At 66.1% G+C, this 26,726-nt stretch carries 27 protein-coding genes and 1 tRNA gene; 13 read left to right on the top strand and 15 right to left on the bottom strand.

Annotated features, from left to right (window positions below; translation table 11 throughout):
* Positions 1 to 361: 361 nt before the first annotated feature.
* A protein-coding gene (locus AC07PZ_RS25695) for an IS3 family transposase (protein WP_495297985.1) occupies positions 362 to 1,524 on the top strand; the annotation gives its coding sequence in 2 pieces (ribosomal slippage) (positions 362 to 629 and positions 629 to 1,524; 1,164 coding nt in all).
* A 32-nt stretch (positions 1,525 to 1,556) separates the two neighbouring features.
* On the opposite strand, the gene AC07PZ_RS25690 is transcribed toward AC07PZ_RS25695, so the two are convergent.
* Positions 1,557 to 2,894 carry an ATP-dependent nuclease gene (locus tag AC07PZ_RS25690; RefSeq protein ID WP_495297984.1) on the bottom strand — a complete coding sequence of 446 codons (1,338 nt, stop codon included), beginning with the start codon at positions 2,892 to 2,894 and terminating at the stop codon, positions 1,557 to 1,559.
* Between the two features lie 759 nt (positions 2,895 to 3,653).
* Here AC07PZ_RS25690 and AC07PZ_RS25685 point away from each other — a divergent pair.
* Entirely contained in the window at positions 3,654 to 3,779 is a 126-nt protein-coding gene (locus tag AC07PZ_RS25685) for a hypothetical protein (protein WP_495297983.1), read from the top strand.
* 378 nt (positions 3,780 to 4,157) lie between these two features.
* Here AC07PZ_RS25685 and AC07PZ_RS25680 read toward each other — a convergent pair.
* The 5 genes from AC07PZ_RS25680 to tolB all read right to left on the bottom strand — a co-directional run bounded on the left by AC07PZ_RS25680 (position 4,158) and on the right by tolB (position 7,717).
* A tRNA-Lys gene (locus AC07PZ_RS25680) sits at positions 4,158 to 4,233 on the bottom strand.
* Positions 4,234 to 4,281: 48 nt separating this feature from the next.
* Entirely contained in the window at positions 4,282 to 5,079 is a 798-nt protein-coding gene (locus AC07PZ_RS25675; RefSeq protein WP_495297982.1) for a tRNA threonylcarbamoyladenosine dehydratase, read from the bottom strand.
* A 21-nt stretch (positions 5,080 to 5,100) separates the two neighbouring features.
* Positions 5,101 to 5,853, bottom strand: coding sequence for a tol-pal system protein YbgF (ybgF, locus tag AC07PZ_RS25670; protein ID WP_495297981.1), 753 nt, complete (start codon positions 5,851 to 5,853; stop codon positions 5,101 to 5,103).
* Positions 5,853 to 6,380, bottom strand: a complete 528-nt coding sequence (pal, locus tag AC07PZ_RS25665) for a peptidoglycan-associated lipoprotein Pal (protein ID WP_495297996.1) — start codon at positions 6,378 to 6,380, stop codon at positions 5,853 to 5,855. Before pal ends, ybgF begins: the two co-directional genes overlap by 1 nt.
* A gap of 20 nt (positions 6,381 to 6,400) precedes the next feature.
* Entirely contained in the window at positions 6,401 to 7,717 is a 1,317-nt protein-coding gene (tolB, locus tag AC07PZ_RS25660; RefSeq protein ID WP_495297980.1) for a Tol-Pal system beta propeller repeat protein TolB, read from the bottom strand.
* Between the two features lie 148 nt (positions 7,718 to 7,865).
* Between tolB and msbA the strand changes: the two genes are divergently transcribed.
* Positions 7,866 to 9,650 carry a lipid A export permease/ATP-binding protein MsbA gene (gene msbA, locus AC07PZ_RS25655; protein ID WP_495297979.1) on the top strand — a complete coding sequence of 595 codons (1,785 nt, stop codon included), beginning with the start codon at positions 7,866 to 7,868 and terminating at the stop codon, positions 9,648 to 9,650.
* A 44-nt stretch (positions 9,651 to 9,694) separates the two neighbouring features.
* Here the strand turns inward: msbA and rng are convergent, their stop codons facing one another.
* The 8 genes from rng to AC07PZ_RS25615 are packed head-to-tail and all read right to left on the bottom strand — an operon-like array spanning position 9,695 to position 16,539.
* Positions 9,695 to 11,221 carry a ribonuclease G gene (rng, locus tag AC07PZ_RS25650; protein ID WP_495297978.1) on the bottom strand — a complete coding sequence of 509 codons (1,527 nt, stop codon included), beginning with the start codon at positions 11,219 to 11,221 and terminating at the stop codon, positions 9,695 to 9,697.
* 11 nt (positions 11,222 to 11,232) lie between these two features.
* Positions 11,233 to 11,832, bottom strand: a complete 600-nt coding sequence (locus AC07PZ_RS25645; RefSeq protein ID WP_495297977.1) for a Maf family protein — start codon at positions 11,830 to 11,832, stop codon at positions 11,233 to 11,235.
* Positions 11,829 to 12,296, bottom strand: coding sequence for a 23S rRNA (pseudouridine(1915)-N(3))-methyltransferase RlmH (gene rlmH, locus AC07PZ_RS25640; protein WP_495297976.1), 468 nt, complete (start codon positions 12,294 to 12,296; stop codon positions 11,829 to 11,831). Before rlmH ends, AC07PZ_RS25645 begins: the two co-directional genes overlap by 4 nt.
* Positions 12,293 to 12,988, bottom strand: coding sequence for a ribosome silencing factor (rsfS, locus tag AC07PZ_RS25635; RefSeq protein WP_495297975.1), 696 nt, complete (start codon positions 12,986 to 12,988; stop codon positions 12,293 to 12,295). The genes rlmH and rsfS overlap by 4 nt, the downstream gene beginning before the upstream one ends.
* Positions 12,988 to 13,614, bottom strand: a complete 627-nt coding sequence (nadD, locus tag AC07PZ_RS25630) for a nicotinate (nicotinamide) nucleotide adenylyltransferase (RefSeq protein ID WP_495297995.1) — start codon at positions 13,612 to 13,614, stop codon at positions 12,988 to 12,990. The genes rsfS and nadD overlap by 1 nt, the downstream gene beginning before the upstream one ends.
* Positions 13,614 to 14,528 carry an oxygen-dependent coproporphyrinogen oxidase gene (hemF, locus tag AC07PZ_RS25625; protein WP_495297974.1) on the bottom strand — a complete coding sequence of 305 codons (915 nt, stop codon included), beginning with the start codon at positions 14,526 to 14,528 and terminating at the stop codon, positions 13,614 to 13,616. Before hemF ends, nadD begins: the two co-directional genes overlap by 1 nt.
* The gene (gene purD, locus AC07PZ_RS25620) at positions 14,528 to 15,817 is read right to left on the bottom strand and encodes a phosphoribosylamine--glycine ligase (RefSeq protein WP_495297973.1); all 1,290 of its coding nucleotides are present in this window, start codon (positions 15,815 to 15,817) and stop codon (positions 14,528 to 14,530) included. Before purD ends, hemF begins: the two co-directional genes overlap by 1 nt.
* The gene (locus AC07PZ_RS25615) at positions 15,814 to 16,539 is read right to left on the bottom strand and encodes a YebC/PmpR family DNA-binding transcriptional regulator (protein ID WP_495297972.1); all 726 of its coding nucleotides are present in this window, start codon (positions 16,537 to 16,539) and stop codon (positions 15,814 to 15,816) included. The genes purD and AC07PZ_RS25615 overlap by 4 nt, the downstream gene beginning before the upstream one ends.
* A 259-nt stretch (positions 16,540 to 16,798) precedes the next feature.
* Between AC07PZ_RS25615 and AC07PZ_RS25610 the strand changes: the two genes are divergently transcribed.
* From AC07PZ_RS25610 to AC07PZ_RS25585, 6 genes are read left to right on the top strand one after another with little or no spacing between them, the layout of a single operon-like run.
* Entirely contained in the window at positions 16,799 to 17,824 is a 1,026-nt protein-coding gene (locus tag AC07PZ_RS25610) for a chorismate transformation FkbO/Hyg5 family protein (RefSeq protein ID WP_495297971.1), read from the top strand.
* On the top strand, positions 17,821 to 18,636 hold the full coding sequence (locus AC07PZ_RS25605) for a lysophospholipid acyltransferase family protein (RefSeq protein ID WP_495297970.1): 816 nt from the start codon (positions 17,821 to 17,823) through the stop codon (positions 18,634 to 18,636). The genes AC07PZ_RS25610 and AC07PZ_RS25605 overlap by 4 nt, the downstream gene beginning before the upstream one ends.
* Entirely contained in the window at positions 18,603 to 19,379 is a 777-nt protein-coding gene (locus tag AC07PZ_RS25600; protein WP_495297969.1) for a glycosyltransferase family 2 protein, read from the top strand. Before AC07PZ_RS25605 ends, AC07PZ_RS25600 begins: the two co-directional genes overlap by 34 nt.
* 9 nt (positions 19,380 to 19,388) lie before the next feature.
* Entirely contained in the window at positions 19,389 to 20,117 is a 729-nt protein-coding gene (locus tag AC07PZ_RS25595; protein WP_495297968.1) for a phosphatase PAP2 family protein, read from the top strand.
* Positions 20,114 to 20,353 (top strand): acyl carrier protein, encoded by a 240-nt coding sequence (locus AC07PZ_RS25590; protein WP_495297967.1) that lies wholly within the window; start codon positions 20,114 to 20,116, stop codon positions 20,351 to 20,353. Before AC07PZ_RS25595 ends, AC07PZ_RS25590 begins: the two co-directional genes overlap by 4 nt.
* 38 nt (positions 20,354 to 20,391) lie before the next feature.
* Positions 20,392 to 21,621: a beta-ketoacyl-[acyl-carrier-protein] synthase family protein gene (locus AC07PZ_RS25585; protein WP_495297966.1), complete on the top strand. Its 1,230-nt coding sequence runs from the start codon at positions 20,392 to 20,394 to the stop codon at positions 21,619 to 21,621.
* Positions 21,622 to 21,624: 3 nt separating this feature from the next.
* Here AC07PZ_RS25585 and AC07PZ_RS25580 read toward each other — a convergent pair whose 3' ends face one another.
* Positions 21,625 to 22,521 (bottom strand): LysR family transcriptional regulator, encoded by an 897-nt coding sequence (locus AC07PZ_RS25580; protein WP_495297965.1) that lies wholly within the window; start codon positions 22,519 to 22,521, stop codon positions 21,625 to 21,627.
* A 138-nt stretch (positions 22,522 to 22,659) separates the two neighbouring features.
* Here AC07PZ_RS25580 and AC07PZ_RS25575 point away from each other — a divergent pair, with 138 nt between their 5' ends.
* The 4 genes from AC07PZ_RS25575 to AC07PZ_RS25560 are packed head-to-tail and all read left to right on the top strand — an operon-like array spanning position 22,660 to position 26,691.
* Positions 22,660 to 23,745: a fumarylacetoacetate hydrolase family protein gene (locus tag AC07PZ_RS25575; RefSeq protein WP_495297964.1), complete on the top strand. Its 1,086-nt coding sequence runs from the start codon at positions 22,660 to 22,662 to the stop codon at positions 23,743 to 23,745.
* 2 nt (positions 23,746 to 23,747) lie between these two features.
* Complete coding sequence (locus AC07PZ_RS25570; protein WP_495297963.1) at positions 23,748 to 24,845, top strand: amidohydrolase family protein; 1,098 nt, start codon at positions 23,748 to 23,750, stop codon at positions 24,843 to 24,845.
* On the top strand, positions 24,842 to 25,879 hold the full coding sequence (locus AC07PZ_RS25565) for an SMP-30/gluconolactonase/LRE family protein (RefSeq protein WP_495297962.1): 1,038 nt from the start codon (positions 24,842 to 24,844) through the stop codon (positions 25,877 to 25,879). The genes AC07PZ_RS25570 and AC07PZ_RS25565 overlap by 4 nt, the downstream gene beginning before the upstream one ends.
* Entirely contained in the window at positions 25,876 to 26,691 is an 816-nt protein-coding gene (locus AC07PZ_RS25560; RefSeq protein ID WP_495297961.1) for an SDR family NAD(P)-dependent oxidoreductase, read from the top strand. The genes AC07PZ_RS25565 and AC07PZ_RS25560 overlap by 4 nt, the downstream gene beginning before the upstream one ends.
* The last annotated feature ends 35 nt before the right edge of the window (positions 26,692 to 26,726 follow it).

Genomic DNA, 26,726 nt, shown 5'->3' with positions numbered 1-26,726 from the left:
ACTACTCAATGACCACACTCGACCGCACCGATCAAGATAGTTGACGCTGACCGCTCAGAATAGTTGACGCCGGGCAGAGGCTCTCCAGCCGGCAGGTTGCTGCGATCTACGATATTCGCAATCCGAACCAGGTTGTCGTATGGCGGCGCGCCTTCGATGGCGGCGGTGCCGCGGCACTCGAGGGCAGCAGAAAGGCGCATTCTATGAAGGCTGGCAAGCAGAATTCAGAGCTGCCGGACACGGACAGCGCCAGCTCGAACCGTGCGTTGCGTGAAGAAGTTGAACGACTGCGCGCGGAGGTAGTGGGCTTCCCCCGGTTTCCCGGACACATGGAATGACATGATGTGTTTAGGAGGCAGACATGCCAAGGACGAGAAGAACGTTTACGGACGAGTTCAAGCGGGAAGCTGTGAAGCTGGTCAAGCATCCCGGAGCGAAGGTCACGCACATTGCGCGGGACCTCGGCATCGAGCAGAGCGTGCTGCGTCGGTGGGTCAGCCAGGAGCATGGAGGTGTGCTCGACATGCGACCCAACAAGCCATTGCGCAGCGAGTCGGCATCTGAGGTCGAGCGCCTTCAACGGGAGCTCCGTCGGGTCACCACGGAGCGCGACATCCTAAAAAAAGCGCTCGGCTACTTTGCAAGGGACCCGCAGTGAAGTACGCCTTTATCGTTCGCCATCGCGACGTGTGGCCCACGCGGGTCATGTGCCGGGCAATGAACGTTTCGGCCAGCGGGTTCTATGAATGGTTCGGTCGTGCCGCCAGCGAGCACAGCCAGACCGATGCGAGGCTCACACGCAGCATTCGGGAGAGCTTCGAGCTCAGCGACCGCACCTACGGCAGCCCGCGTATATGGCACGACCTGAAGGCTGCGGGCGAACACTGTGGAGTCAACCGCGTCGCACGCCTGATGAAGGCAGCAAACCTGCAAGCCAGGCGCAAGCGCCGCAGGCTTCCTGGAGACACCGCGAGCAGGCTGGAGAACCACATTGCGCCGAACCACCTGCAGCGCGAGTTCGGGGCGCTGAAGCCCAACCAGAAGTGGGTTGCAGACTTCACTTACATCTGGACGGCAGAGGGCTGGCTCTATGCCGCAGCGGTGATGGACCTGTACTCGCGCCGCATTGTGGGCTGGTCGATGAGCGACACCATGCAGGCTCGAATGGTGAGCGATGCGCTGCTGATGGCCTTGTGGCGAAGAGGCAAACCGGCTGCGCTGATGCACCATTCGGACCAGGGCAGCCAGTACACCAGCGACGAGTTCCAGCAGTTGTTGAAGAGCCAAAACATCATCTGCAGCATGAGCCGGCGCGGTGAATGCTGGGACAACGCGGCGATGGAAAGCTTCTTCTCGACGCTGAAGACCGAGCGCTGCGCTCGCACGGTCTACCGGACCAGGGAGCAGGCCAGAGCCGATGTCTTCGACTACATCGAGCGGTTCTACAACCCGTTGAGGAAACACTCAAAATTGAACTACCTCAGCCCGGTTCAATTCGAGGAGCGGCAGCGCTTAAAGGGCTAGGCAAAGCGTCCGGGAAACCGGGGGAAGCCCAGTTAGCCTTCTGCATCCTTGAGCAGTTCGAGAAGATTTGCTTCGGGAACTGCCCCGATCACATGATCTTCAGTGCAGCCCTTCGGCCACTGGTGCAGCCGCCCTTTGAGCTTTTCCTTCAGCTTCTTCCAACGCTCCGGGGCTGTGCCCTCGTCGTCTGCCAGGCCTGCAAACAGCAAGCCGGAAGATGCGAGCGTCTCGAGAAGATCCAAGGTCGCACCGTTACCCTGACCATCGCAGACTCGCACCCCGTGGTCGAGCGGGTTCCCCCCGAAAGCTTTTTCCAGCAGGTACTGCAAAAAGCCAACCTCGGTGGGCCCTTCAGCAATGACGGCCACGCGCGCCAGGAACGTCTCAGGATCTCGCTTTTGCTGCGGCCCGATCTTTTCCCGAGGAAGTGCACCGATGGAGCCCAGGCTGTCCAGATACCAAAGGTGTGCGTCCTCCGCGCAGGAGATTGCAACAGGGCTGTGCGTCGTGAGGAAGATCTGCCCGTGTTGACCGGCCAGGATGTTGATGAGCTTGCGCAAACGGTAAGGCTCCAACCCGCGCTCGATCTCATCGATGAGCGTGACACTTGCCTCCTTGTCCGTTGCTGATGCAATTTCGAGCGCGGCCATCCGTCTGGTACCCGCGCCCCAACTGCTCAATGGCAATGCCACCCCATTCTTGGTCGCCATCAGGCCGATGAGCGCGCCGATGGACAACCCCTGGCTGGTCGTGAGACCAAGTTTCAAATCGCTGGGAAGCGCAGCACCAGCCATGCGCACATCCAGCGATTTGATCGCTTCCTTGCCTTTGTCATTGAGCGAGTCATGCAAATTGAGCCCTGCAACCTCCTTGCCAATACGCGCCCGCAAGGCGTTGTCTGCCAACAGCCGATCCAGCGCGGATCCATAGACAAGGCGCAGATCGCGGTCGTTGCGCTCATCAGCGCTCATTCGGACCAGGCCTATACGCCGGCGAACGGCCGTGGAGAAATGGTCGAACTCGTCGTTGGGTTGCATGACCTCCCAAGCCAGCTCCAGCTCCGTGGTCCCCCGTACACGCACGCGATACACCGGCTCGCCGGGCGCCGGCTGATCGCCCTCCACGTCGGCCGATGGCGCAACAGCGTCTTTCCCGTTCCAGGCCCACGGCCAGGCAAAGGTATTCTGAGAACCTATGCCGGTTGGGTCGGGAAGCGTCATCACAGCCTCAATGACGAACTCCTGCGCACTGTCCCGGGCCCAGTAGTCGGCCTCGGAGATGACCGCCGTGTTCGACGGCGAAAGCAACAGCGCAATCGCTTCGAGGACGGTAGTTTTTCCAACGTCACCGCCCCCAAGGATGACATTCATGCCCTCCGCAGGTAGCCATGTCAGAGACTGGATGCCTCTGAAACGATGAATGCTCAATTTGCGGATCTGTGTGGTTAAAACCACTGTCACCCTCTCAGTTCCAAAGGCTCAGCCAGGCGTCTACCTACCCAAACACGTCTTATTGCCACTGATCCAGGCTGCGCTCGCCCAAGTCTTCTCGAATTTTCGTACACAGGTGGAGCCGAAACTATCAACCGTTTCGAACTTGTTGGCGATGAAGCTGTATCCCACCATGCCAGAGTCATGCGCCAACAAGGGCCGGCAGTCCTCCGCAAGCGCCTCAACCCCACCGGGTAGTCGCGAATACAGTAGTAGATGTCATAGGCGGCTGATCTTCAAGGATCGGGTCAAGTTCGACTGATTCAGCGCGTCGCGCACGATAAGCTTGCCCTGGATACCGCCCCCGCCTCCGCACAGCCTCGCCATCCAAGGCTCCCCCTGGTCACGACCACGCGAGACTCGAGCCCGGCGTTCGTTAATGGCTCGTTGTCACGTAGTGCTGCCCGACATCGCCGCGGGCTGCACGCTGACGCCGTGGCGCTGTAGTGGACCATCGACGCCTATCTGCCGCCGCCTTGCTGCTCTTCGGCGGCGCCGCAGGCGACCGACCATTAAGGACTGCGGCGCATCTTGGGGCATAGCCATCATCGCGCTCGCATCGGTGGCTTATGCCCTGGCGCCTCGCCGGCCGGCGCTGCTAGCCTCTCACGGACTACAGGGGTGGGTGCTGCGCTGCTGATGCCCAATTCGCTGGCCATCCTGGGCGCCGCGCTTTCCAACGAGGCCCGCGGCCATGCCATCGGCAACCTTGGCGGCGGTCGGGCCGCCGCTGGGCGGCTGGCTGGCGGTCAATCTTTCCGCTGAGCCTGCCGCTGGCCTTGGCGGCCTGGTGGCTGGGTCATGCACAGCTCAACACCCTCCCTCCAGGTGCACAAGTGGGTAACCTCGACTCGATCTCCTGCAAACGGTCGCTCTTTCTCCGAAAGGGCCACGCGGCACGGTAGGTGAGCCGCGGCGCCGAATCGGGATCATCCGCACTACCTTCACCTGCCAGCGTTGATCCTAGCGATGGCAGAGCGCCAACTTACATCTAACCGTGCAACTCATCATGCTCAGTTTGGGTTGTTTCCTTGCCAATACGCAACTCAGTCAAATTCTGGCAACGATCTGGCAATGAGACTCTAGTATGAAAAAAAGCACTTAGGCATTTCTGCGCTAAGTGCTTGATTTACAACTAAATTTTGGTGGGACGTGCGGGGGTCGAACCCACGACAAACGGATTAAAAGTCCGCTGCTCTACCAACTGAGCTAACGTCCCATCTTTTTTCTTCGATCTTGCAGGCGTCGAATCCTGCAAAGCCTTTGATTATAGCGTGCTATCTGTAGAAATTCGGTCCAAGACCCATCCAGATGCGCATTGCCCAAAAGTTGCAGTCACCGCGACAACCGAGCCATAACCGTGGCAGTTGAGTGAGCCATCGCCATCGATCGCGCACGATGCGTCTGGCGGCGCAACGCTTTCCCGGCTGAACACACACGCGACGCCCATCTTCTTCCCGTCACGAGGCGCCCCGTGAAACTTGCGCAGTTTCTGGCGCACCCCGGCCAACAAGGGATCATGCGTGACGGAAGCAAGGTCTTCGATCTCAACCCGATGCGCGTGCCGTTTGCCTCCGGCGGCGCCCACAGTCACGAAAGAGCGATGCGATTCGCGAGCCCACGCAGCCATTGCAAGCTTGGCACTGGCTTGATCACAGGCGTCCACGACCGCTGTCAGCGGTCCATTTTCCCGCTCCGCTGCCGCAACGATGGTCAACCAGTTGCCTGGCTCCACGAAGTCGTCGATCGTCAACACGCGGCACGCGGGATTGATCTGCGAGATGCGATCACGCATCGCCAAGACCTTGGCTTGCCCTATCGTGTCGTTGAGCGCGTGAATCTGACGATTGATATTCGATTCAGCGATGTGATCGAGGTCCACCAACGTCAAACTGGCGATGCCGCTGCGGGCCAGCGCCTCGACAGCCCAGGAACCAACGCCGCCAATACCTGCGACGAGTACGTGCGCGCGCCGGATGCGCCCGGCCCCTATCACGCCATAAAGGCGCTCCAGCCCACCGAAGCGGCGCTCCAGGTCGGCGGCCTCCTCAACGATGTCGTTCACACGCGCGCAAATCGATACTTGTCAGTTGAGACGCGACAGCCGCTCACGACCGGCCTGCGCCGCTTCGGATTGCGGATACGCCTTGGCCAGATCATCCAGCGTGCGACGAGCGGCGCGCGTGTCCTTCAACTCGATCTGGCAATTCGCGATCGACAACACGGCCTCGGGTGCCTTGGCATGGTCCGGAGCCAATGAGAGCATCGAACGGAAGTTCGCGATGGCCTCTGTGTAGTTGCGCGTTGCGTATTGCGCATTACCCAGCCAGAACAGCGCCGACGGGTTGTAGCCGCTGGCAGGGTAACGCTTCACGAAATCGGCAAACGCCGTCTGTGCCTGCGCAAACTGCCCGCTGCGGAAGATGCCCAGCGCCGCATCGAAATCGGCCTTCTCCTGCGGATTGGCAGTGAACTCGCGCCCATCGACAGCTACCTTCGCCGGCTCGTTCTTCTTCAGCCGGTCTTCAAGATCAGTCTGACGCTTCTGCTGGTCAGACAGCGTGCGCGTGAGCTGCTCGTTCTGACCTGTCATTCGCGCCAATTCACCACGCATCGATTCGATCTGATTTTGCAGATCGAGCAGGCTGCGACGGAGTTGACCGTTCTCGTCGGTGATACGCTGCTCCGACTGCGTGCGCATCGTCTCGACTCGCTGGCGAAGATCGAGGATCGCGCGACGCGCCTCGTCATCCTCGAACAGCGCGGCGTTCGCACCCAGAGATGCGCACAGCAAGGCAGCTGCCAGAGCCGCCCCCCGCAGAGAAAGACCGCGTGCCATCAACGGTAGGAAATCTCGGCGCGACGGTTTTGCGCCCACACGGACTCACCGGAGCCAGTGGCTGCGGGCTTTTCCTTGCCAAAGCTCACGGCCTCGATCTGTGCATCGCGCACGCCAAGCAGCGTCAGAGCGCGGCGCACGGCTTCCGAACGCTTCTGGCCCAGCGCCAGGTTGTACTCGCGGCCACCGCGATCGTCGGTATGACCTTCGATCGAGACACGGCGCTGCGGGTTGGCCTTCAGGAAGCGGGCATGACCTTCGATCAGCGACTGGAAGTCAGGCTTGACCGTGTAGCTGTCATAGTCGAAATAGATGATGCGTGCGACACCGACAGGACCAGCCGCATTCTGCGCATTCGGGTCGATCGTGACCGGTGCCACGCCACTGGCCGCGCCACCGGAACCGCCCATCTGGCCGGCGGTGCCCGCGGTGCGGTCGACCACCGGTGTGTCGTTGAGCTTCGTGCCCGACGAACAACCGGCGATCAGGGCCACGATGGCCAGTGAATAAATCGTACGCTTCAACATTTCCATACTCCTCAAGTGAATCATTGCTTTTGAAACGGACCCCAGTCCGGCTCCCTGATATCCCCCGCCTGCCCCGCCAACCGCGCCTTGATCTTTCCATCGAGCGTGGTGGTCATGAGGGCCTCGCGGCCTTGCAGTTGCGTGGCGTAGACGATCAGCTTGCTGTTGGGAGCAAAGCTGGGATTTTCGTCCGCGCTTGTGTCAGTGATAGCCGAGACGTTGCCCGTCGCAAGCTCCATAACGTGTAATTTGAATGCGCCGCCGACACGCGAGATGTAGGCCAACCACCGCCCATCGGCGCTGATGGACGGCGAGATGTTGTAGGAGCCGCTGAATGTCACGCGCGCGGGCGCACCGCCGCTCGCAGGCATCTTGTAGATCTGAGGCGCACCACCACGGTCACTGACGAAGTAGATCGTGCCGCCATCGGAGGAGAACACCGGCTCGGTGTCGATGCTGTTGCTTTGCGTGAGCCGCGTCGGCTCGCCGCCCCCGGCAGGGATCGTGTACAGCTGCGACCCGCCATCGCGGCTGAGCGTCACGGCGAGCGAATTGCCATCGGGCGCCCAGGCCGGCGCACTGTTGGAGCCCCGGAAGTTCGCCAACAGGCGGCGCTGTCCGCTCGCCACGTTGTGCACGTAGACAACCGGCTTGCGCGACTCGAAGGAAACGTAGGCAAGCTGCGAACCATTCGACGACCAGACAGGCGAAATGATCGGCTCGGGGCTTGCGAGCGCAGCTTGCGCGTTCTCCCCATCGGCGTCCGCCACCCACAGAGTGAAGCGGCTGCCGGCCTTGGTCACGTAGGCGATGCGCGTCGAGAAGATGCCCTTGTCGCCGGTGAGCTTCTCATACACATAGTCGGCGATCCGGTGCGACGCAAGGCGCAGGTCGCCTTGGGGCACGGTGTAGCTCTGGCCACCGAGATCCTGTCCGCGCACGACGTCCCAGAGACGGAAGCGCACATCGAACCGGCCATCCGCAAGCCGGGCCACGCTGCCAACCACGAGCGAATCCGCCGTGCGTTGTCGCCACAGGCTCAGATCGGGTCGCGAGGCTTCGTCGAGCGACTGGCCCGACGCGTCGACGCCACGGAACTGACCGCTGCGTTCGAGATCGGCTTGCACGATATCGGAGATCTTCTGCGGCGACGACTCCTGCCCCTTGAAAGGCGCGAGCGCGATCGGCAACTGCGTCAGCCCAACGCCCGACACCTCGACCCTGAACTGGGCCAGCGCCGAAAGCATGGGAGAGGAAGCGATTGCCGCAACGAGCGTGCGGCGGGCAGAGAAGTATGAAGAAGGAGTTGGGGAGGAATCGGTCAACGGCTTGTTCATGCAGTTCGGAGAGGTTTCCGGGACAAAAGTTTCACCGGGCTTGACGAGGGCTACATGTTACACATCGGCCGCAAGCCCTCGTCACAAAAGGTGAGCGCCCTTCACGCCGTCCGGGTTGCAGCCGGAGCGCCCCGTAGAATCCGCCGCCATGCAGCCTTCCTCCGCAGACGAGACCACGCGTCCGCCCCTGACCCGTCGTCTTTCTCGCCTGATGGTCTGGTTCGGTGGATCACGACGCTGGTGGGTACTCGGCGTCGTCACCGCCCTCATCGCAGCACTCACCGAGCCGCTGATGCCGGCCTTGCTCAAGCCTCTGCTCGACCGGGGCTTCACCAAAGGGCAGCTCGCGCTCTGGATGGTGCCGGTGGCGATCATCCTGCTGTTCGCCGTTCGCGGCCTCGCCCAGTTCGTGTCGCAGTACGCGCTGGCGCGCATCGCGAACGAAGGCATGCAGCACCTGCGCAGCGTGCTGTTCCAGCGTCTGCTGGGCGCCGAACTGGGGCTGTTCTCGCGGCAATCGGCGAGCACGTTGTCGAACACCGTCGTCTATGAAGTCCAGACCGGCGCCATGCTGCTGGTGCAGGCCGTGCTGGGCCTGTCGCGCGACGGGTTCACGCTGGTCGCCCTGCTCTTCTACCTGCTCTTCCTCAACTGGAAGCTCACGCTCATCATCGGTGTGCTGGCGCCTGGCGTGGCCTGGATCATGAAGGTGCTGTCGAAGCGGCTCTATCACCTGACACGGCTCGGCCAGAAAGCGACCGATGACCTGGCCTACGTGGTCGAGGAGAACGTGCTGGCCTACCGCATGGTCCGCCTGCACGGCGCCGAGGCCGGACAGGCCGAGCGCTTCGACCGCCTCAGCCAGACGCTCAACCGCCTGGCAGTCAAATCGACCATCGCCTCGGCCGCGATGACACCCGCGACGCAGCTGCTGGCGGCAGTCGCGCTGTCGGTGGTGGTGATGATTGCGTTGTGGCAAAGCGGCGAGCAGGGTCTGACGGTCGGCGGTTTCGTCGCCTACATCACGGCCATGCTGATGCTGATCGCGCCGATCCGTCGGCTCGCCGACATGGCGAACCCCATCACGCGTGGCCTGGCCGCGCTCGAACGCGGCATGTCGCTCATCGACGAGGTCGCGCCGGAGTCGCAGGGAGCGTTTTCGGTTGGGCACGCGCAAGGCAAGATCGAATTGCGCGACGTGCAGGTCAGCTATCGCGGCGAGGACGAAGCGCGCGCGCTCGATCACGTGAATCTGACCATCCGGCCCGGCGAGATCGTGGCTTTCGTCGGCTCGTCAGGTTCCGGGAAGACCACGCTGGTGAACCTGCTGCCGCGCTTCGTGGCGCCGACGGCCGGCCAGATCCTGCTGGACGATCACGACATCGCCGACTGGACCTTGTCCAGCCTGCGCGCACAGTTCGCCATGGTCAGCCAGGACGTGGTGATGCTCAACGACACACTCGCCGCCAACGTGGCGCTCGGCGCCGACGTCGACCGCGAGCGCGTGCTTCAGTGCGTTGCCGCGGCAAACCTGGGGGAACACGTGCAGGGCTTGCCGCAGGGCATCGACACCGTGCTAGGTCACAACGCCACGCAACTGTCGGGCGGCCAGCGGCAACGCCTGGCAATCGCTCGCGCGCTCTACAAGGACGCGCCGATCCTGTTGCTCGACGAAGCAACATCGGCCCTGGACAATGAATCCGAACGGCTCGTGCAGGAGGCACTGAATCGCCTCATGAAAGGCCGTACGACGCTGATCGTCGCGCATCGGCTGTCGACCATCCAGCATGCGGACCGCATCGTCGTGATGGACCATGGCCGCGTGGCAGAAAACGGCACGCATGGCGAACTGATGGCGCTGGACGGCCTTTACGCACGCCTGCAAAGCAACGCCGTGCGCACAGCCCGCCCCGAGCACGAACCCAGCATCTAGCAAGTCAACGGCGCAGGCAGGAAGGGCTCTGGCAGAGCGGCCCGTCAGAGCAGGACGATGTCGTACTGGCCCTGCCCCATCGACGGTTCCGACTGCAGCGAGATCGGCTTGCCGATGAAATCGCTGAGGCCGGCCAGGTGCTGGCTTTCCTCGTCCAGCAGCAACTCGATCACCTGTGGTGTCGAGACGATCCGGAACTCGCGCGGCGTGAACTGCCGGGCCTCGCGCAGGATCTCGCGCATCACGTCATAGGCTGCCGTGCGGGCCGTCTTCACGATGCCCTGGCCGCCACAGGCAACGCAGGGTTCGCACAGCATGTGCGCCAGCGACTCGCGCGTGCGCTTGCGCGTCATCTCGACCAGGCCGAGTGGCGAGAAGCCGCCAGCACTCGTCTTCACGCGATCACGGCCCAGTTGCTTGCGAAACTCGGCCAGCACCTGCTCACGGTGCTCTTCCTTACCCATGTCGATGAAGTCGACGATGATGATTCCGCCCAGATTCCGCAGCCGCAACTGACGCGCGATCGCCTGTGCGGCCTCGAGGTTGGTCTTGAAGATGGTGTCGTCGAAATTGCGCGCACCGACGAAGCCGCCGGTGTTCACGTCGATGGTCGTCAACGCTTCGGTCTGGTCGACCACCAGATAGCCGCCCGACTTCAGGTCGACGCGGCGCCCGAGGGCCTTGACGATCTCCTCGTCGACCGAACACAGGTCGAAGATCGGCCGTTCGCCCTTGTAGTGCTGCAGCTTGCCGGCCGCCTGCGGCATGAACTCCTGTCCGAACTTCAGCAGCACCTCGAACTGCTCACGCGAGTCGATGCGGATCGCCTGGGTCTGCTCGGTCGTCATGTCGCGCAGCACGCGCTGCAGCAGGCTCAGGTCCTGGTGCAGCAGCGACATCGGCGGCAACCGCGACGACTGGTCGCGGATGCGCGACCAGGTCTTGCGCAGGTAGGCGATGTCCTCGGCCAGTTCGGCGTCGCTCGCGTCCTCGCCGTTCGTGCGCAGGATGAAGCCACCGGTATTGGCCGGGACCACACCGCCCGAATCGGCGGCCGCTGCCGCATCGATCAGCGCCTGCATGCGGTTGCGCAACGCGTCGCGCAGATCCGGCGGGATCTTCTGCGACACGCCGATATGGTTGTCCTGCGGCAGAAAGACGAGCAGCCGTCCCGCGATGCTGATCTGCGTCGACAGCCGCGCGCCCTTGGTGCCGATCGGGTCCTTGATCACCTGAACCAGCAACGCCTGGCCTTCGAACACCTGCTTCTCGATCGGCACCTGCGTCCCGCCGTGCCGATGGTCGCGGTCGGGCTGCGCGGCATTCGGCCGCGAGCCCGGCGTGAAGGGCGCCACGATGTCCGCGACATGCAGGAAGGCCGTGCGCTCCAGGCCGATGTCGATGAACGCCGACTGCATGCCGGGCAGCACGCGCGACACCTTGCCGAGGTAGACGTTGCCGACCAAGCCGCGTTCCAGCGTGCGTTCGACGTGCAGCTCCTGGACGGAGCCGTGCTCCACCACCGCGACGCGGGTCTCCTGCGGCGACCAGTTGATCAGGATGTCTTGCATGCGTGTCTCCTTCAGATGCCGCTGCGCTCCAGCAGTTGCGCGGTTTCGAACATCGGAAGTCCCATGATGCCCGAGTAGGAGCCGCTGATGTGCTCGATGAATGCGGCGGCCGCGCCCTGGATGCCATAGGCGCCGGCCTTGCCGAAAGGCTCGCCACCGGCGACATAGGCCGCGATGCGGGCATCGTCCAGGGCGGCAAAACGCACGCGCGACACGCTCAGCGCAGCGTGTCGCTGATCGCCAGCCTGCACGGCGACGGCCGTCAGCACGCGGTGCGTACGGCCGGCCAGCAGCGCCAGCATGCGCTGCGCATCGTTGGCGTCATGGGGTTTGCCGAGAATCTCGCGACCGAAGGCGACGGTCGTGTCGGCGCACAGGATCGGCGCCGGCGGCAAACATTGCCGCGCATGACGCGCAACGGCCGCATCGAGCTTGAGCGCGGTCACCCGCTGCACATAGACGGATGGCGATTCACCAGCGCGCACCTGCTCCAGCGACTCGGCATCTTCGTCCGGTCCTGCAAGCAGAAGGCGATGCGCGACGCCCAGTTGATCCAGCAGTTGCGCCCGGCGCGGACTCTGCGATGCCAGGTAGATGAAGGGCTTCGTCATTCGCGGTGATAAGGATGGCCGGCATTGACGGACCAGGCGCGATAGAGCTGCTCCACCAGAAGCACGCGCGCCATCGCGTGGGGCAAGGTCAGGTCGGACAGGCGAATGCGTTCGTGCGCAGCAGCCTTGAAGGCCGGATCGAGCCCGTCGGGCCCGCCGATCACCAGCGCGACGTCATCGCCCTCGCCCTGCCATGCCTGCAGCCGCGCAGCCAAGGCTTTTGTCGTGAGGTTGGTGCCGCGCTCGTCGAGCACGACGATGCGCATGCCCCTGGCAATCGCACCTTCGATGCGTTCGCGTTCGGCGGCGTAGAGCGTCTCGATCGTCTTGGAACCGCGCGGCTCCGTCTTGACGGCACGCAGTTCGAGCTTGAGTTCGGGCGGGAATCGCTTTGCGTAATCGTCCCAGGCGGTCTGCGCCCAATCGGGCATGCGCTGCCCGACCGCGACCACCAGGAGCTTCATTGGCCGCGCGCGGGCGTCTTGCGGGCAGCCGTCTTCTTGGCGGCGACCTTCTTCGCCGGCGGCTTGCCGACCTTCACGATCGTCGGCTTGGCCGCGGTCTTGGCGGGTGCCTTCTTTGCCGCTACCTTCTTAGCGGGTGCGGCCGAACTCTTGACCGGCGCGCGGCGCGAGCGGGCGGGCCTGGCCTGCTCCTTCTCGGCCCTGGCGGCCTGCTCGGCTTCCTTGATGGCGGTCTTGGCTGCGCTCGCGCGGCGCAGCGACGTCTTGACCGCCGTCTTCTTGGCCGGCTCCTTGTCGGCGACCGGCGCTGCGGCGGGCTTGGCCGCTCCCAGCTTCAGGCGAACCGGCTTGTCGCCCCAGATGTCTTCGAGGTGGTAGTACTGCCGGATCGCCGGCTGCATGATGTGCGCCACCGCCGCGCCGCAGTCGACGATGATCCACTCGCCATTGGTCTCGCCCTCGATCCGCGGCTTGCCGAAGCCGGCTTCGCGGACGGCGTCTCGCACGCTGGCCGCGAGCGCCTTGGTCTGCCGGTTGGACGTGCCCGACGCGACGATCACGCGCTCGAACAGCGGCGAAAGATGCTCGGTGTCGAAAACCTGGATGTCCTGCGCCTTGACGTCTTCGAGCCCGTCGACGATGGCTCGCTGGAGTTTCTGGGTGTCTTTCTTGGCGGCGGCTTCAGAGGTCATCAGGCGGAACGGTAGAGGTGGTGTTGGTCAATATAGCGCGCAACGGCTGGGGGAACCAGCCGGGTGATGTCGTCGCCTCGGGCAGCGCGAGCGCGAATGTCGGTCGCGCTGGTGTCCATCGGCGGAAGGTCGAGCATCTCGAAACGCGCGCCAGCCGGAAGACCAGGCAGCGTTTGAGGATCGAATCGCGCGGAGCTAACCGCGGATTCTAGCCGATAAGCTATTGAAATGATAGCAATGGACAGAATCTCGAGCCAGCCATGCCAGCGCGGAAGCGCCGCCGCCTGGTCCGCACCCATGATCAGCACCAGCTGGGCGGATGGGTTTTCGTTCTGCAGTTCATGCAATGTGTCGAGCGTGTAGGTCGGTCCCGGCCGCTGCACTTCGCGCGGGTCGACCACCACACGCGGCAAGGGGCCGAATGCGCGCTCGGCCATCGCAAGGCGGTGCTCGGGCGCGGTCAGTCCGCGCGTCTTGTGCCAGGCTTGGCCGGTCGGGAAGATGCGCAGTTCGTCCAGCGACAACTGTGCGAGGGCCGCCTCGGCGAGCGCCACGTGGGCGACGTGCGGCGGGTCGAAGGCGCCGCCGAACACGCCAATGCGCATGGGCGAACCCGGCGGGGCCATCAGAGCCATTCGCGCCGCACGATGAAGTCACTGTAGAGCGCGGCTTCGGGCGTGCCTGGTTCGGGCTGCGCCTGGTAGGCCCAGCTTGCGAGCGGCGGCATCGACAGCAGGATCGACTCGGTGCGCCCGCCCGACTGCAGCCCGAAATGCGTGCCGCGGTCCCAGACCAGGTTGAACTCGACATAGCGACCGCGCCGGTAGAGCTGGAACGCGCGCTCGCGTTCGCCATGCGGCATGTCGCGCCGACGTTCGACGATCGGCATGTACGCCGGCAGGAAGGCATCGCCCACGGACTTCAGCATCGAGAAGCTCTTCCCGAATTCGAACTCGGAGAAATCGTCGAAGAAGATGCCGCCGACACCGCGCTGCTCGTTGCGATGCTTCAGGAAGAAATAGTCGTCGCACCACGTCTTGAAGCGCGGGTATTTGTCGGCGCCATAAGGCTTGAGCGCGTCACGGCAGGCGCGATGGAAGTGGGTTGCGTCGTCCTCGAACCCGTAGAACGGCGTCAGGTCCATGCCGCCGCCGAACCAGCAGACCGGTTCGCCGTTTGCCGGCAACGCGGCCAGCATGCGGACGTTCATGTGCACGGTCGGCACGTACGGATTGCGCGGGTGGAAGACCAGCGAAACGCCCATCGCCTCGAAGGCGGCACCGGCCAGTTCGGGCCGGTGCTGCGTCGCGGACGGCGGCAGCCGCGGACCGCTGACCTGGGAGAAACCGCAGCCGGCGCGCTCGAACAGTGCGCCGCCTTCGAGGATGCAGGTCAGGCCGCCGCCCTGGAGCGTTTCGCCGGCGCCTTTCTGCCAGGCGTCGCGCACGAACCGGCCGCCATCGGCGGCCTCGATCGTGTCCACGATGCGCGACTGCAGCCCGCGCAGGTAGTCGCCGACCGCGGACTGGCGCAGATCCATCAGCCGCCGCGCCCCTGCACTGCGCGGAAACCGATGTCCTTGCGGTACTGCACGCCGTCGAACTGCACCCGCGCCGCGACCTCATAGGCGCGCTGCTGAGCCAGCTTCACGCTGTCGGCGAGCACGGTCACGCACAGCACGCGGCCGCCGGTCGTCTTGAGTTCACCGTTTTCCAGTGCGGTACCGGCATGGAACACCACGGCATCGGGCGCTTCCGGCGGCAGACCGGCAATACGGTCGCCCTTGCGCGGCGCCAGCGGGTAGCCATGCGCAGCGAGCACCACGCCCAGCGCCACACGGCGATCCCATTGCAGTTCGACCTGGTCGAGCGTGCCGTCGGTGGCGTGCCAGAACAGCTCGAACGGGTCGGACTTCAGGCGCATCATGATCGGCTGCGTTTCGGGGTCGCCCATCCGGCAGTTGAATTCCAGCGTCTTGGGCTGGCCGGCCGCATCGATCATCAGACCGGCATACAGGAAGCCGGTGTACGGAATCCCGTCTTTTTCCATGCCACGCACCGTCGGCAGGATGATCTCGCGCATCGCACGCGCATGCACCTCGGCCGTGACCACCGGTGCCGGCGAGTACGCGCCCATGCCGCCGGTGTTCGGGCCTTGGTCGTTGTCGAGCAGACGCTTGTGGTCCTGGCTGGTGGCCAGCGCCGTCACGTTCTTGCCATCGCACAGCACGATGAAGCTGGCTTCCTCGCCCTGCAGGAATTCCTCGATCACGACGCGTGCGCCGCCCGCGTTGTGCGACACGCCGAACTTGTTGTCGACCAGCATGAAGTCGATCGCCTCGTGGGCTTCGGCGGCGGTCATCGCGACCACCACACCCTTGCCGGCGGCCAGGCCGTCGGCCTTGACCACGATCGGCGCGCCCTTGGCGTCGACGTACGCGTGCGCAGCGGCCGCATCGGTGAAAGCTTCGTATTCGGCCGTCGGAATCTTGTGGCGCTTCATGAAGGCCTTGGAAAAGGCCTTGGAGCTTTCGAGCTGCGCGGCGGCCTTGGTCGGCCCGAAGATGCGCAGGCCATGCGCGCGGAACTCGTCGACCACGCCGGCCGCCAGTGGGGCCTCGGGGCCGACCACGGTCAGCGCGATCTTCTCGTTCTGCGCCCATTCGCGCAGCGCCTTCGGTTCGCTGATGTCGACGTTCTCGAACCGCCGGTCGATCGCGGTGCCGCCGTTGCCGGTCGCGACGTAGAGCTTGGACACGCGGTCCGACTGGACCAGGCGCCAGGCCAATGCATGCTCGCGGCCGCCGCCGCCGATGACGAGTACCTTCATTCTTGTATCGCCGCGTTGTGGAACACGTCCTGCACGTCGTCCAGGTCCTCGAGCACGTCGAGCAGGCGCTGCATCCTGGCGCCCTCGTCGCCGCCCAGTTCGATGGTGTTTTCAGCCCGCATCGTGACCTCGGCGGCATCGGGTTTCAGGCCGGCCGCTTCGAGCGCGTTCTTCACGGCCTCGAAATCGACGGGGGCCGTCAGCACTTCGATCGCGCCGTCGTCGTCGGTCAGAACGTCTTCTGCACCGGCTTCGAGCGCGACTTCCATGACCTTGTCCTCATTCGTGCCGGGCGCGAAGACGAGCTGTCCGCAATGCTTGAACTGGAACGACACGGAGCCCTCGGTGCCCATGTTGCCGCCGTGCTTGGAGAACGCGTGCCGAACTTCGGCGACCGTGCGCACGCGGTTGTCGGTCATGGTGTCGACGATGATCGCCGCGCCGCCGATGCCGTAGCCTTCGTAACGGATTTCCTCATAGTTCACGCCTTCGAGGTTGCCGGTCGCCTTGTCGATGTTGCGCTTGATGGTGTCAATCGGCAGGTTGACGGCCTTGGCCTTTTCCACCGCCAGCCGCAGCCGCGGGTTGGCACCGAGGTCGCCGCCGCCTGCGCGGGCCGCGACCATGATTTCACGGATTGCGCGCGTCCAGAGCTTGCCGCGCTTCTCGTCCTGCCGGCCCTTCCTGTGTTGAATATTCGCCCATTTGCTATGTCCGGCCATGGCTTTCCATCTCGCTGTCGTATGTTGTCTAACTCCATGGAGTTTACTTCCGGCGGGCCGACGACCGAGCTTCGCCTACAAGGCCGGATGTGGCAGTTGGTGATAATTCATCAAGTACACATATGCATTGGCAGCGCCTCTTCCCGGAATATCAGCCGTCCAGAATGAACCTCGCAGCCACCCAGTCACCATCGGCGCAGAAACAAGGCGCTGCCTCCTCCTCCTCCCGATACCCGGCCGGCCCCACGGCCCGAATCCGGTGACAGCGCGCGACCGGCTGCCGCCACCGGCGTTGCGCGTGGAGCGCATGCCGCTGCCGGACAGCTTGCAGCCCCTCGAGATCGAGCCGTTTGGCGCATTGGGCTACGGCATCGCTGCCGCCAAGGGATGGCTGTCGGCAGTGGACGCCCAGGTGCTGTCGCCCGGCAAACCGGTCGCCGACATCTGGCACGGGGGTGCCAGCGTCACGGCCGGCGTCACCGGCGTCGCACGCTGGCGCACCGACGGGCACTGGCTGATCGGCTGCATCGACCTCGACGAAGGCGAACACGGCAGACCGCTCGAAGAACTGTCGCATCAAGCCTACCGGGACTTGTTCCGGGCGCTGGAAAGCACCGGCTGCCCTCACCTGCTGCGCATCTGGAACTACCTGCCTCGCATCAATGCCGACGGCGGCGGGCTGGAGCGCTATCGGCAGTTCAACCTCGGGCGGCAGAAAGCTTTTCTGGAGGCGGGCCAGGCCGCCTTCGACGGTGCGCCTGCCGCCTGCGCGCTCGGCATCCGCCAGGGCGCCCTCGGCATCCGCTTTCTGGCGGGCCCGCGCGCGCCGGTGCCGATCGAGAACCCGCGGCAGGTCTCGGCCTACCGCTATCCGTCCGCCTACGGACCGCGCGCGCCCACTTTCTCGCGCGCCGCCCTGGCCGAGCTGGGCGAAGGCAACATCGCCCTGTTCATTTCCGGCACGGCGAGCATCGTCGGCCATGAGAGCGTGCATGTCGGCGACGTCACGTTACAGACACAGGAAACGCTGCGCAACCTCGCCGCCGTGATCGATGCCGCGCGCCAGCGCACCAATGCGCCATTCGACGTCACGGCACTCGATGCCGTGGTGTATGTCAGGCACGCGGCCGACGCACCCGCCGTGCGCCGCGTGCTGGAGGCCGAACTCGGCGCCGAGTCGCACACGCTGCGCCAGGCCGTCTTCCTCGAAGCCGACGTGTGCCGGCAGGATCTGCTGGTCGAGATCGAAGCGCACGCCGTGGCGCCGGGCAGGCTGGACGCATGACGGCTCGCAGCGCCACGCGCCGCGCACCGAAGCTGCTCATGGCGATCGTGCTCGCCGTGCCTGTCTACGGCCTGTTGCTGGGACTCGGGCTGGTGTCGCTGGGCTGGAACCTGCTGGCCGTGCTGCTGCGCCCGCTGCTTCCCGCCCGCTTCGGCCGCGCGCTCGGGCGGCACGTGATCTCCGGCGCCTATCGCTGCTTCTGGGCGGTGGCCTGCGCCACGGGCGCCATGCGCATCGACGACGGCTGCCTGGACGCCCTGCGCGACGAGCGCGGCCTGATCCTGATCGCCAACCACCCGACCATGCTCGACGCCCTGCTGCTCGTGGCACGGCTGCCGCGCAGCGCCTGCATCATGAAGGCCGACCTGATGCGCAACGTCTTCCTCGGCGGCGGCGCGCGGCTGGCGCGCTACATCGCCAACGATTCGCCGCGCACCATGATCAAGAACGCGGTCGACGACCTGCAGAACGGCGGTCAGCTGGTGCTGTTCCCGGAGGGAACACGCACGGTCAGCAAGCCGATCAACGCCTTCCGGCCCGGCGTCACGCTGATCGCCAAGCGTGCGCAGGCGCCGATCCAGACCGTCTTCATCGACACCGACACGCAGTACCTGAGCAAGGGCTGGCCACTCTGGCGCGTGCCGGCGCTGCCGCTGGTGTTCCGGCTGCGGCTGGGCCAGCGCTTCGCGCCCTCGCAGGACAGCGATGCGTTGCTGCGCCAGCTCGAACAGTACTTTCGCCACCAGATGGAACAGCGCGCACCCGACGCGCAGCCCGCATGCCAGTCGACTCGCGCACCCACCTTGTCCTGATCCCCAGCTACAACACGGGCGAGCGCGTGTTTTCCACCGTCGCGGCGGCGCGCGCCATGTGGACCCCCGTCTGGGTCGTGATCGACGGCAGCACCGACGGCACCGGCGAGCGCTTGCAGCAGATGGCCGCGCACGACCCCGGCCTGCGCGTCTTCGTGCTGCCGCAGAACCAGGGCAAGGGCGCCGCCGTGCTGCACGGCCTGCGAATGGCGCGCGACGCCGGCTTCACGCACGCGCTGACGATGGATTCGGACGGCCAGCATCCGGCCGACCTGATTCCCGACTTCATGCAGGCGTCGATCGCGCGGCCGGACACGATGGTGCTCGGCCGGCCGGTGTTCGATGCCAGCGCACCGCTGCTGCGGGTGCGCGGCCGGCGCGTTTCCAACGGCTGGACCCAGCTCGAAACGCTGTTCGCCGGCATCGGCGATTCGCTCTACGGCTTCCGCGTGTACCCGATCGACGGCCTGATCGCCGTGATGGCCGCCCAGCCCTGGATGCGCCGCTTCGACTTCGACACCGAAGCCGTCGTGCGACTGGCCTGGCGCGGCGTGAAGCCCGTCAACATCGACGCGCCGGTCAAGTACCTGAGCGCGGAAGAAGGCGGCGTTTCGCACTTCCGGTACGGCCGGGACAACGTGTTGCTGAGCTGGATGCACACCCGGCTGATGGTCGAATTCGTCCTGCGGCTGCCCGGCCTGGCCTGGCGGCGCGCGCGGCGGCTTCCGCCCTTTCAGCGCTGACAGCCACAGATGGCCGTCGTCCCTACACCGCGCTGGACCGCCGAGATCGGCCTGCGCATGCGCCGATTCTTTCTGCTGAAGGTGATCGGCACGACCGCCTTCACCAGCCTCTTCTTCGTCGCCTATTTCCACCTGCTGCGCCACCCGGCGCATCCGGTCATGGTGATGCCGCTGACCGCGCTCGACCGGCTGATCCCGTTTCAGCCGGGCGCGCTGTTCGCCTACCTGTCGCTGTGGCTGTACATCGGCGTCGGTCCCGGGCTGTCGCTGACCTTTCGCGAGCTCGTCGTCTATGGCCTCTGGATCAGCGCCATGTGCCTGGCCGGCCTGGGCATCTTCTATGTCTGGCCCACGGCGGTGCCGCCGCTGCTGATCGACGTGTCCGGCTATGCCGGCTTCGCGATGCTGCAGGGCGTGGACGCGGCGGGCAACGCCTGTCCGTCGATGCACGTGGCGGCCGCGATGTTCACGGTGATCCGCGTGGAACAGGTGCTGCGCGACGCCCGCACGCCGATGGTGCTTCGGCTGCTCAACCTGCTGTGGTTCGCGGCCATCGCCTGGTCGACGCTGGCGGTCAAGCAGCACGTGGTGCTCGATGCGCTGGCCGGCGCGCTGCTTGGCATCGCTTTTGCGTTGCCATCGCTGCGCTGGCGGCCCCGCAGCGGCACCGAGCTCTGGCCCTTTACACAGCAGATATCATCGACCGAGGGACCCAAGAAGGAGGACATTGCGCCATGAGCACGCTCACAGAATTACAGGATCTGATCCACCAGAAGTACGGCATCGCGCCCGAAGAACTCGACCCGCAGGCGTCGATGCGCGAGAAGGGCATGGACTCTCTGGCCCTGGCCGAATTCGTCTTCGCGATCGAGGACCACTTCAAGATCGAAGTGCCCGACGACAACCCGAACATCGACACCTTGGCCGACCTCGCGACGCTGGTGGACAAGGCACGCCTGGCCAAGGTCGCCTGAGCCAGCGGGACATGTGGGGGATGCGGGAGATGCGGGACATGCAGGATCAGCGCGGCGTGAACGTCACCGGACTCGGCGTGATCGCCCCGCACGGCCACAGTCCCGGTGCGCTGTTCGATGCGCTGATGCGCGGCGATTCCGCCATCCAGCCCGTTTTCCCCGAACTGCCGAAGCCGGCCGCGGCGGCGATCGTCGACTTCGATCCCGCACCCTGGTTCACCAAGCTGCAGCTCGCCGGCGTCGATCGCGTCAGCCAGCTGGCCGTGGCCGCCGCCGATCTCGCGCTGCGCGATGCGGGCTTTGCGGACGGCCACGCACGCAGCGCCGTCGACCCGGAACGCATCGGCATCTTCGTCGGCTGCGGCATGGGCGGCGCGGGTGCGCTGGAGGCGGCCTACCGCGGCGGTGGCCGCGTGCCGCCGCTGACCATTCCGGCCTTCATGCCCAACGCACCCGCCTCGCACGTCGCGATGCGCCAGGGCGCGCACGGGCCGGTGCTCACCTATTCGGTGGCCTGCGCCTCCTCGTCGCTGGCCATCGCGGAGGCGGCCAAGGCGGTGCAGCGCGGCGATGTCGACATCGCCATCGCGGGCGGCAGTGAAGCGCTGATCGTGCCCGGCGTCGTGCTGGCCTGGCAGGCGATGCAGACGCTCGCCAGCTTCGCGCCCGGCGAAGCGGCGACGTCCGTGCGCCCTTTCGCCAGCGACCGCAGCGGCTTCGCACTCGGTGAAGGAGCGGCTTTTCTGGTGCTCGAATCGGCCGATCGTGCGCGTGATCGCGGCGCCCGCAGCTACGCCACCCTCGCCGGCTGGGGCAGCAGCTGCGACGCGACCCATCTCACCAAGCCCGACGTCGAAGGCCAGGCGCGCGCCTTGCGCCAGGCGCTACGCCAGGCCGGCCTGCAGCCGCAGGACATCGGCTACTGCAACGCCCACGGCACCGCGACGCGCATCGGCGACGCGGTCGAACGCGATGCGCTCGCCGCCGTCTGGGGCGACGCGCTCGACAGTCTGCGGGTGAGCTCCACCAAGGCGCTGCACGGCCACCTGCTGGGCGCCGCCGGCGCGCTCGAGGCGGTGATCACCGTGCTGGCGTTGCACCGGCGCCAGTTGCCGCCGAACGCGCATGGCCGCAGCGCCGACCCGGCCTGCGCACTGAATCTCGTGCCGGAAGGCGGCATCGAAGCGCCCCATCTGAATGCCGCCATCAGCAGCTCGTTCGCCTTCGGCGGAACGAATTCCGTGCTGCTGTTCCAGCGCGGCGACTGAGGCCTACGCCGACGCCTGCAGCAGCGAGCGCAGCCACAGGTGCGCCTGGTCGCTGCCCAGGTGCGACGGCCACTGCATGCACCAGACCATGCTCGGGAATTCGACCGGCAGCGGCAGGATCCGCAGCGGCAGGTAGGCCGCGAACATGTTCGCCAGCCGCGTGTGCATCGTCGCCACGCGGTCGGTGCCGATCACCAGCAGCGGCAGCGTGTTGAAGTTGTTGGTCGTCACCTCGATCCGTCGCGACAGTGCGCTGGTCTGCAGGAACCACTGCTCCAGGCTCGGGTGCCGGCGGTGGCCGAACTGCGTGGTCACGTGGCCGAGCGCCATGTACTGGTCGAGGGTCAGCGCATCGCCGACCAGCGCGTTCTCGTTCCACACCACGCAGCTGTAGGTCTCTTCGTAGAGCGGCGTGCGTGGATGGTGCGCCGAGGTGTATTGCGTCGGCATGATCAGGATGTCGATCTCGCCGCGGTCCACCGACTCTTCCACCTCGTCGCCCGGCACGACGATCTCCAGCGTGATCCCCGGCGCGATGCGGTAGGCGCGCCGCGATGCCTCGGCGATCAGCACGCTGATCGGGTAGTCGGACGCCATGATCCGGAAATGCCGCGTCGACGTCGCCGGATCGAACTGCGGCTGCACCGCGATCGTCGACTGGATGCGCAGCAGCACGTCGCGCACCGCGCCTTCCAGTCCACGCGCCATCGGCGTCGCGACCATCGTGCGGCCGACTTGGATCAGCAGCTCGTCCCCGAAATAGTCGCGCAGCCGCGCCAGCACGCCGCTGGTCGCCGACTGGCTCAGGTTGATGCGCCGGGCGGCGCGGGTGATGTTCTTCTCGGCCAGCAGCGCGTCCAGCGCCACCAGCAGGTTCAGGTCGAGCTTGTTGAAACGCATCGCGATCCGCCATTGAACCATCCACGAAACAGATTCATGGAATCGTAAAAATCGATTTTACAGATGCATGGTCGCTGCCTACGATCCCTCCCATCGAGCAATGACACCAGACCGGGCAACCGGCGACCTGGAGGAGACATGACAGATTTCGAGATGACGGCGCCGTTCGCGCTGGGTACTTTTTCGTCCGCGGGCGGCGAGCGCTTCGCGGCCGTGGTGGTCGGCGATTCAGCCATCGCCGTGCGCCACCTGGCACCGCTGTGCGAACGGCTCGGCCGGCCGCTGCCGGCACGGGCGTTGCGCCTGGACTCCGTGCTCGGCCTGCTCGAAGACTGGCCCGCCAGCTTCGCTGCGCTGGACGCGGCCCTTCATCTTCACGCCGAAGACGCCGCCGCCGTGGACGCGCTCCGCGCACACTGGCAACCCGCCGGCGGCCTGCGGATGCATCCCCCGGTCGACCTGCCGCGCCAGATCATGTGCACCGGCGCCAACTACTTCAAGCACGTGGTCGACCTGATCGTCGACCAGGGGCCGGGCGCCAACCCGGACACCGAAGGCCTCGACCCCGAGCAACTGCGCGCCCATGCCTACGCCGTGATGACCGAGCGCTCGCAGACCGGCACGCCCTACGCCTTCGCCAAGGCGATCTCGGCGGTGACCGGCCCATTCGACCCGATCGTGCTGCCCGCGATCGCGCAGAAGCCCGACTGGGAGCTGGAACTCGGCGTGGTCATCGGCCGCGCCGCGCGCAACGTGCGGCGGGAGGACGCGCTGTCATACATCGCCGGCTACACCGTGGTCAACGACGTGACGGCACGCGACCTGGTCTACGTGAAGGAGCCGAAGGCGCTCGGCACCGACTGGGTCTCGGCCAAGAGCGCGCCGACCTTCCTGCCGATGGGCCCGTACCTGGTGCCGGCCGCCTTCGTGAAGAACCCGCAGGACCTGCGCATCCAGCTCAAGCTGAACGGCCAGGTGATGCAGGACGAAAGCACGTCGGACATGATCTTCGACGTCGCGCGGCAGATCGAACACATCTCCAGCCGCATCCAGCTGCTGCCGGGCGACCTGATCTGCACCGGCTCGCCGGCAGGCAACGGCACGCACTACAAGCGCTTCCTGCGCGCCGGTGACGTGGTCGAAGGCGCGATTACCGGGCTCGGCGTGCAGCGCAACGTCTGCGTGGACGAAGCTACGGCCGAAGCCGAAACGCGGAGCGCCTGACCATGCTCCACACTTGCACGGCGGCCTGCGCTCCAGGCCGCGGGGCGACGCTGCGCCCGCTGAACGCCGGCCGCCGCCCGTTCACGGTCGACCTGCATGCCCACACGCTGACACCGGCCGTCGAGGCGCTGGTCGCCGACCGGCCGCAGAAGCAGGCGGAGCCCGAGATGATGCGGCGCACGCAGGGCGAGGCCTCGGTGGCCCACAACCTGGCGCACATGCTGCCGCCCGCATTCCGCAAGATGACCACGCTGGAAGAACGCCTGCAGGACATGGACGCGATGGGCGTCGACGTGCAGGTGCTGAGCCCCTCGCCGACCCAGTACTACTACTGGGCCGACCCCGATCTCGCGCAGTCGGTGGTGCGGCTGCAGAACGAGCACATCGCCGCGCAATGCGCGCTGCATCCGCAGCGGCTGGCCGGCCTGGGCACGGTGGCGCTGCAGCATCCGGCGCTGGCCGTGCAGCAGCTCGACCACCTGGTGCGCACGCTGGGCTTGCGCGGCATCGAGGTGTCGTCGAGCGTGAATGGACTCGAGCTGGCGGACGCGGCCTTCGAGCCGGTCTGGGCCAAGGCCGAGGAACTGGGCGCGCTGGTGTTCATCCATCCGCTGGGCAGCTCGCTGGGCGAACGCACGCGCCGCCACTATCTCGCCAACACGATCGGCCAGCCGCTCGAAACCACGGTCGCGCTGTCGGAGCTGATCTTCGGTGGCGTGCTCGACCGCTACCCGGGCCTGCGCCTCGTCGCGGCGCACGGCGGCGGCTACCTGCCGGCCTATTTCGGCCGCAGCGACCACGCCCACCGCGTGCGCCCCGAGGCCGCGCAGATGCAGCACGCGCCGCGCGACTACCTGCGCCGCATCTGGTTCGACACGCTGGTCTACGAGCCCGAGATCCTGGCGCATCTGGTCGAGGTGGTCGGCGTGTCGCAACTGCTGATCGGCACCGACTACCCCTTCGACATGGGCTCCTACGACCCGCACGGCCTGCTGGCCGCGACCGCTTCGCTGAGCGACGACGACCGCGCCCGCATCCTGGGCCTCAACGCCGCCGCGCTGCTTGGCCTTTCCGTTCCCGCCACCAACGACACACCATGACCCGAGCCTCCAACCCCCTGCGCGACTGGCAGGTCGACCGCGACGCCATCCGGCACGTCGGCCACGACCTGCAGCGCCCCGAATGCATCCTGGCCGAACGCGACGGCACGCTGTGGGCCGCCGACGCACGCGGCGGCGCGATGCGCATCGCACCGGACGGCACGCAGACGCTGATCACGCCACGCGTCGAGCGCCAGCAGACCGAGGCCGTCAACGCGTCCTTCGACGACCGCTACGTGCAGGCCCAGGGATCGCTGCCCAACGGCATGTGCTTCCTGGCCGACGGCGATATCCTGATCGCCAACTGGGGCACCGACCATGTCGAGGTGATGTCGCGCGACGGCCAGCTGCGCACGCTGTTCACCGAGATCGACGGCCGCCCGATGGGCAAGACCAATTTCGTCGCCCGCGACTCGAAGGGCCGCATCTGGCTCACCGTGACCACGCGCATGCAGCCCTGGACCGGCTCGATCAACGCCGGCGTGCTCGACGGCTACGTCGCCCTGATCGACGAGCGCGGCATCCGCATCGTGGCGGACGGCTTCGGCGGCACGAACGAAGTGCGGCTCGACGCCAACGAGGAATGGCTCTACGTGGTGGAAAGCAACGCGCGCCGCATCTCGCGCCTGCGCATCCGGCCCGACGGCTCGCTGGGCGACCGCGAGGTCTACGGCCCCTACCACCTGCCCGGCTTTCCGGACGGCTTCGCGTTCGACACTTACGGCAACCTGTGGGTCACGCTGATCATGAGCGACCAGCTCGTGGCCATCACGCCCGATGGCGAACTGCTCACGCTGCTGGACGACTCGAACCCGGCGGCCACGGCCGAACTCAACCGCCACTACGCGGCACGCACGCTGACGCCCGAGATGATGGCCGCCACGCACGGCACGCTCGCCCCGTGGATGGCGAGCCTGACCTTCGGCGGTCCGGACTTGAAGACCGTCTACCTCGGCAGCCTGCGCGGCACGACGATCCCGTACTTCCAGTCGCCCGTCGCCGGGCTGCCGCTGGTGCACTGGAACGAGCGATGAGCGCCCTGCCCACGCCACAGGCGCACACGATGCCCAAGGTACACGCGCTGTTCGACCTGCGCGGCCAGGTCGCGCTGGTCACCGGCGCCACGCGCGGCATCGGCCTGGCGGTGGCGCGCGCGCTCGGCGAAGCCGGCGCCGCCGTCGTCGTCTCGAGCGAGAACGCCGCCGATTGCGAGGCCGTCGCCCGGCAGCTGCGCGACGAGGGGCTCGACGCCCGCGGCATCGCCTGCGACGCATCGTCCGAAGCGCAGGTCGACACGCTCGCCGAACAGGCACAGGCCTGGCGCGGCCGCATCGACGTGCTGGTCTGCAACGCCGGCATCGCGCCGCATCTCGGCCCGCTGGCCAGCGCCAGCGCCGCCGACTACGACGCGACCCTGACCGTGAACCTGCGCAGCGCGCTGTGGCTCACGTCCCGCGTGATTCCCGGCATGGCCGAGCGGCGTGCCGGCAGCGTGGTGCTGATGGCCAGCATCGCGAGCATCCGGGGCAACAAGGCGATCGGCCTGTACAGCCTGTCGAAGGCGGCACTGGCGGCGCTCGCGCGCAACCTGGCCGTCGAATGGGGACCGTCGGGCGTGCGCGTCAATGCGATCTCGCCCGGCATGGTCCGCACCGAGTTCGCCCGGCCGCTCATGGACGACGCCGAGCGGCTGCACAAGCGCACCGCGCTCACGCCGCTGCGGCGCGTTGCCGAGCCGCACGAGATCGCAGGCGCCGCGCTGTTCCTGGCGTCGCCGGCCGGCGCCTTCACCACCGGGCACAACCTGGTCGTGGATGGCGGCACGACCATCGGCGACGGCAACTGAGCGCGACCGATCGACAAGAAGAAAAGGAGACAGAC

Source organism: Variovorax sp. GW821-FHT10B04, from assembly GCF_059415645.1.
This window is presented reverse-complemented; position numbering and strand designations above follow the sequence as displayed.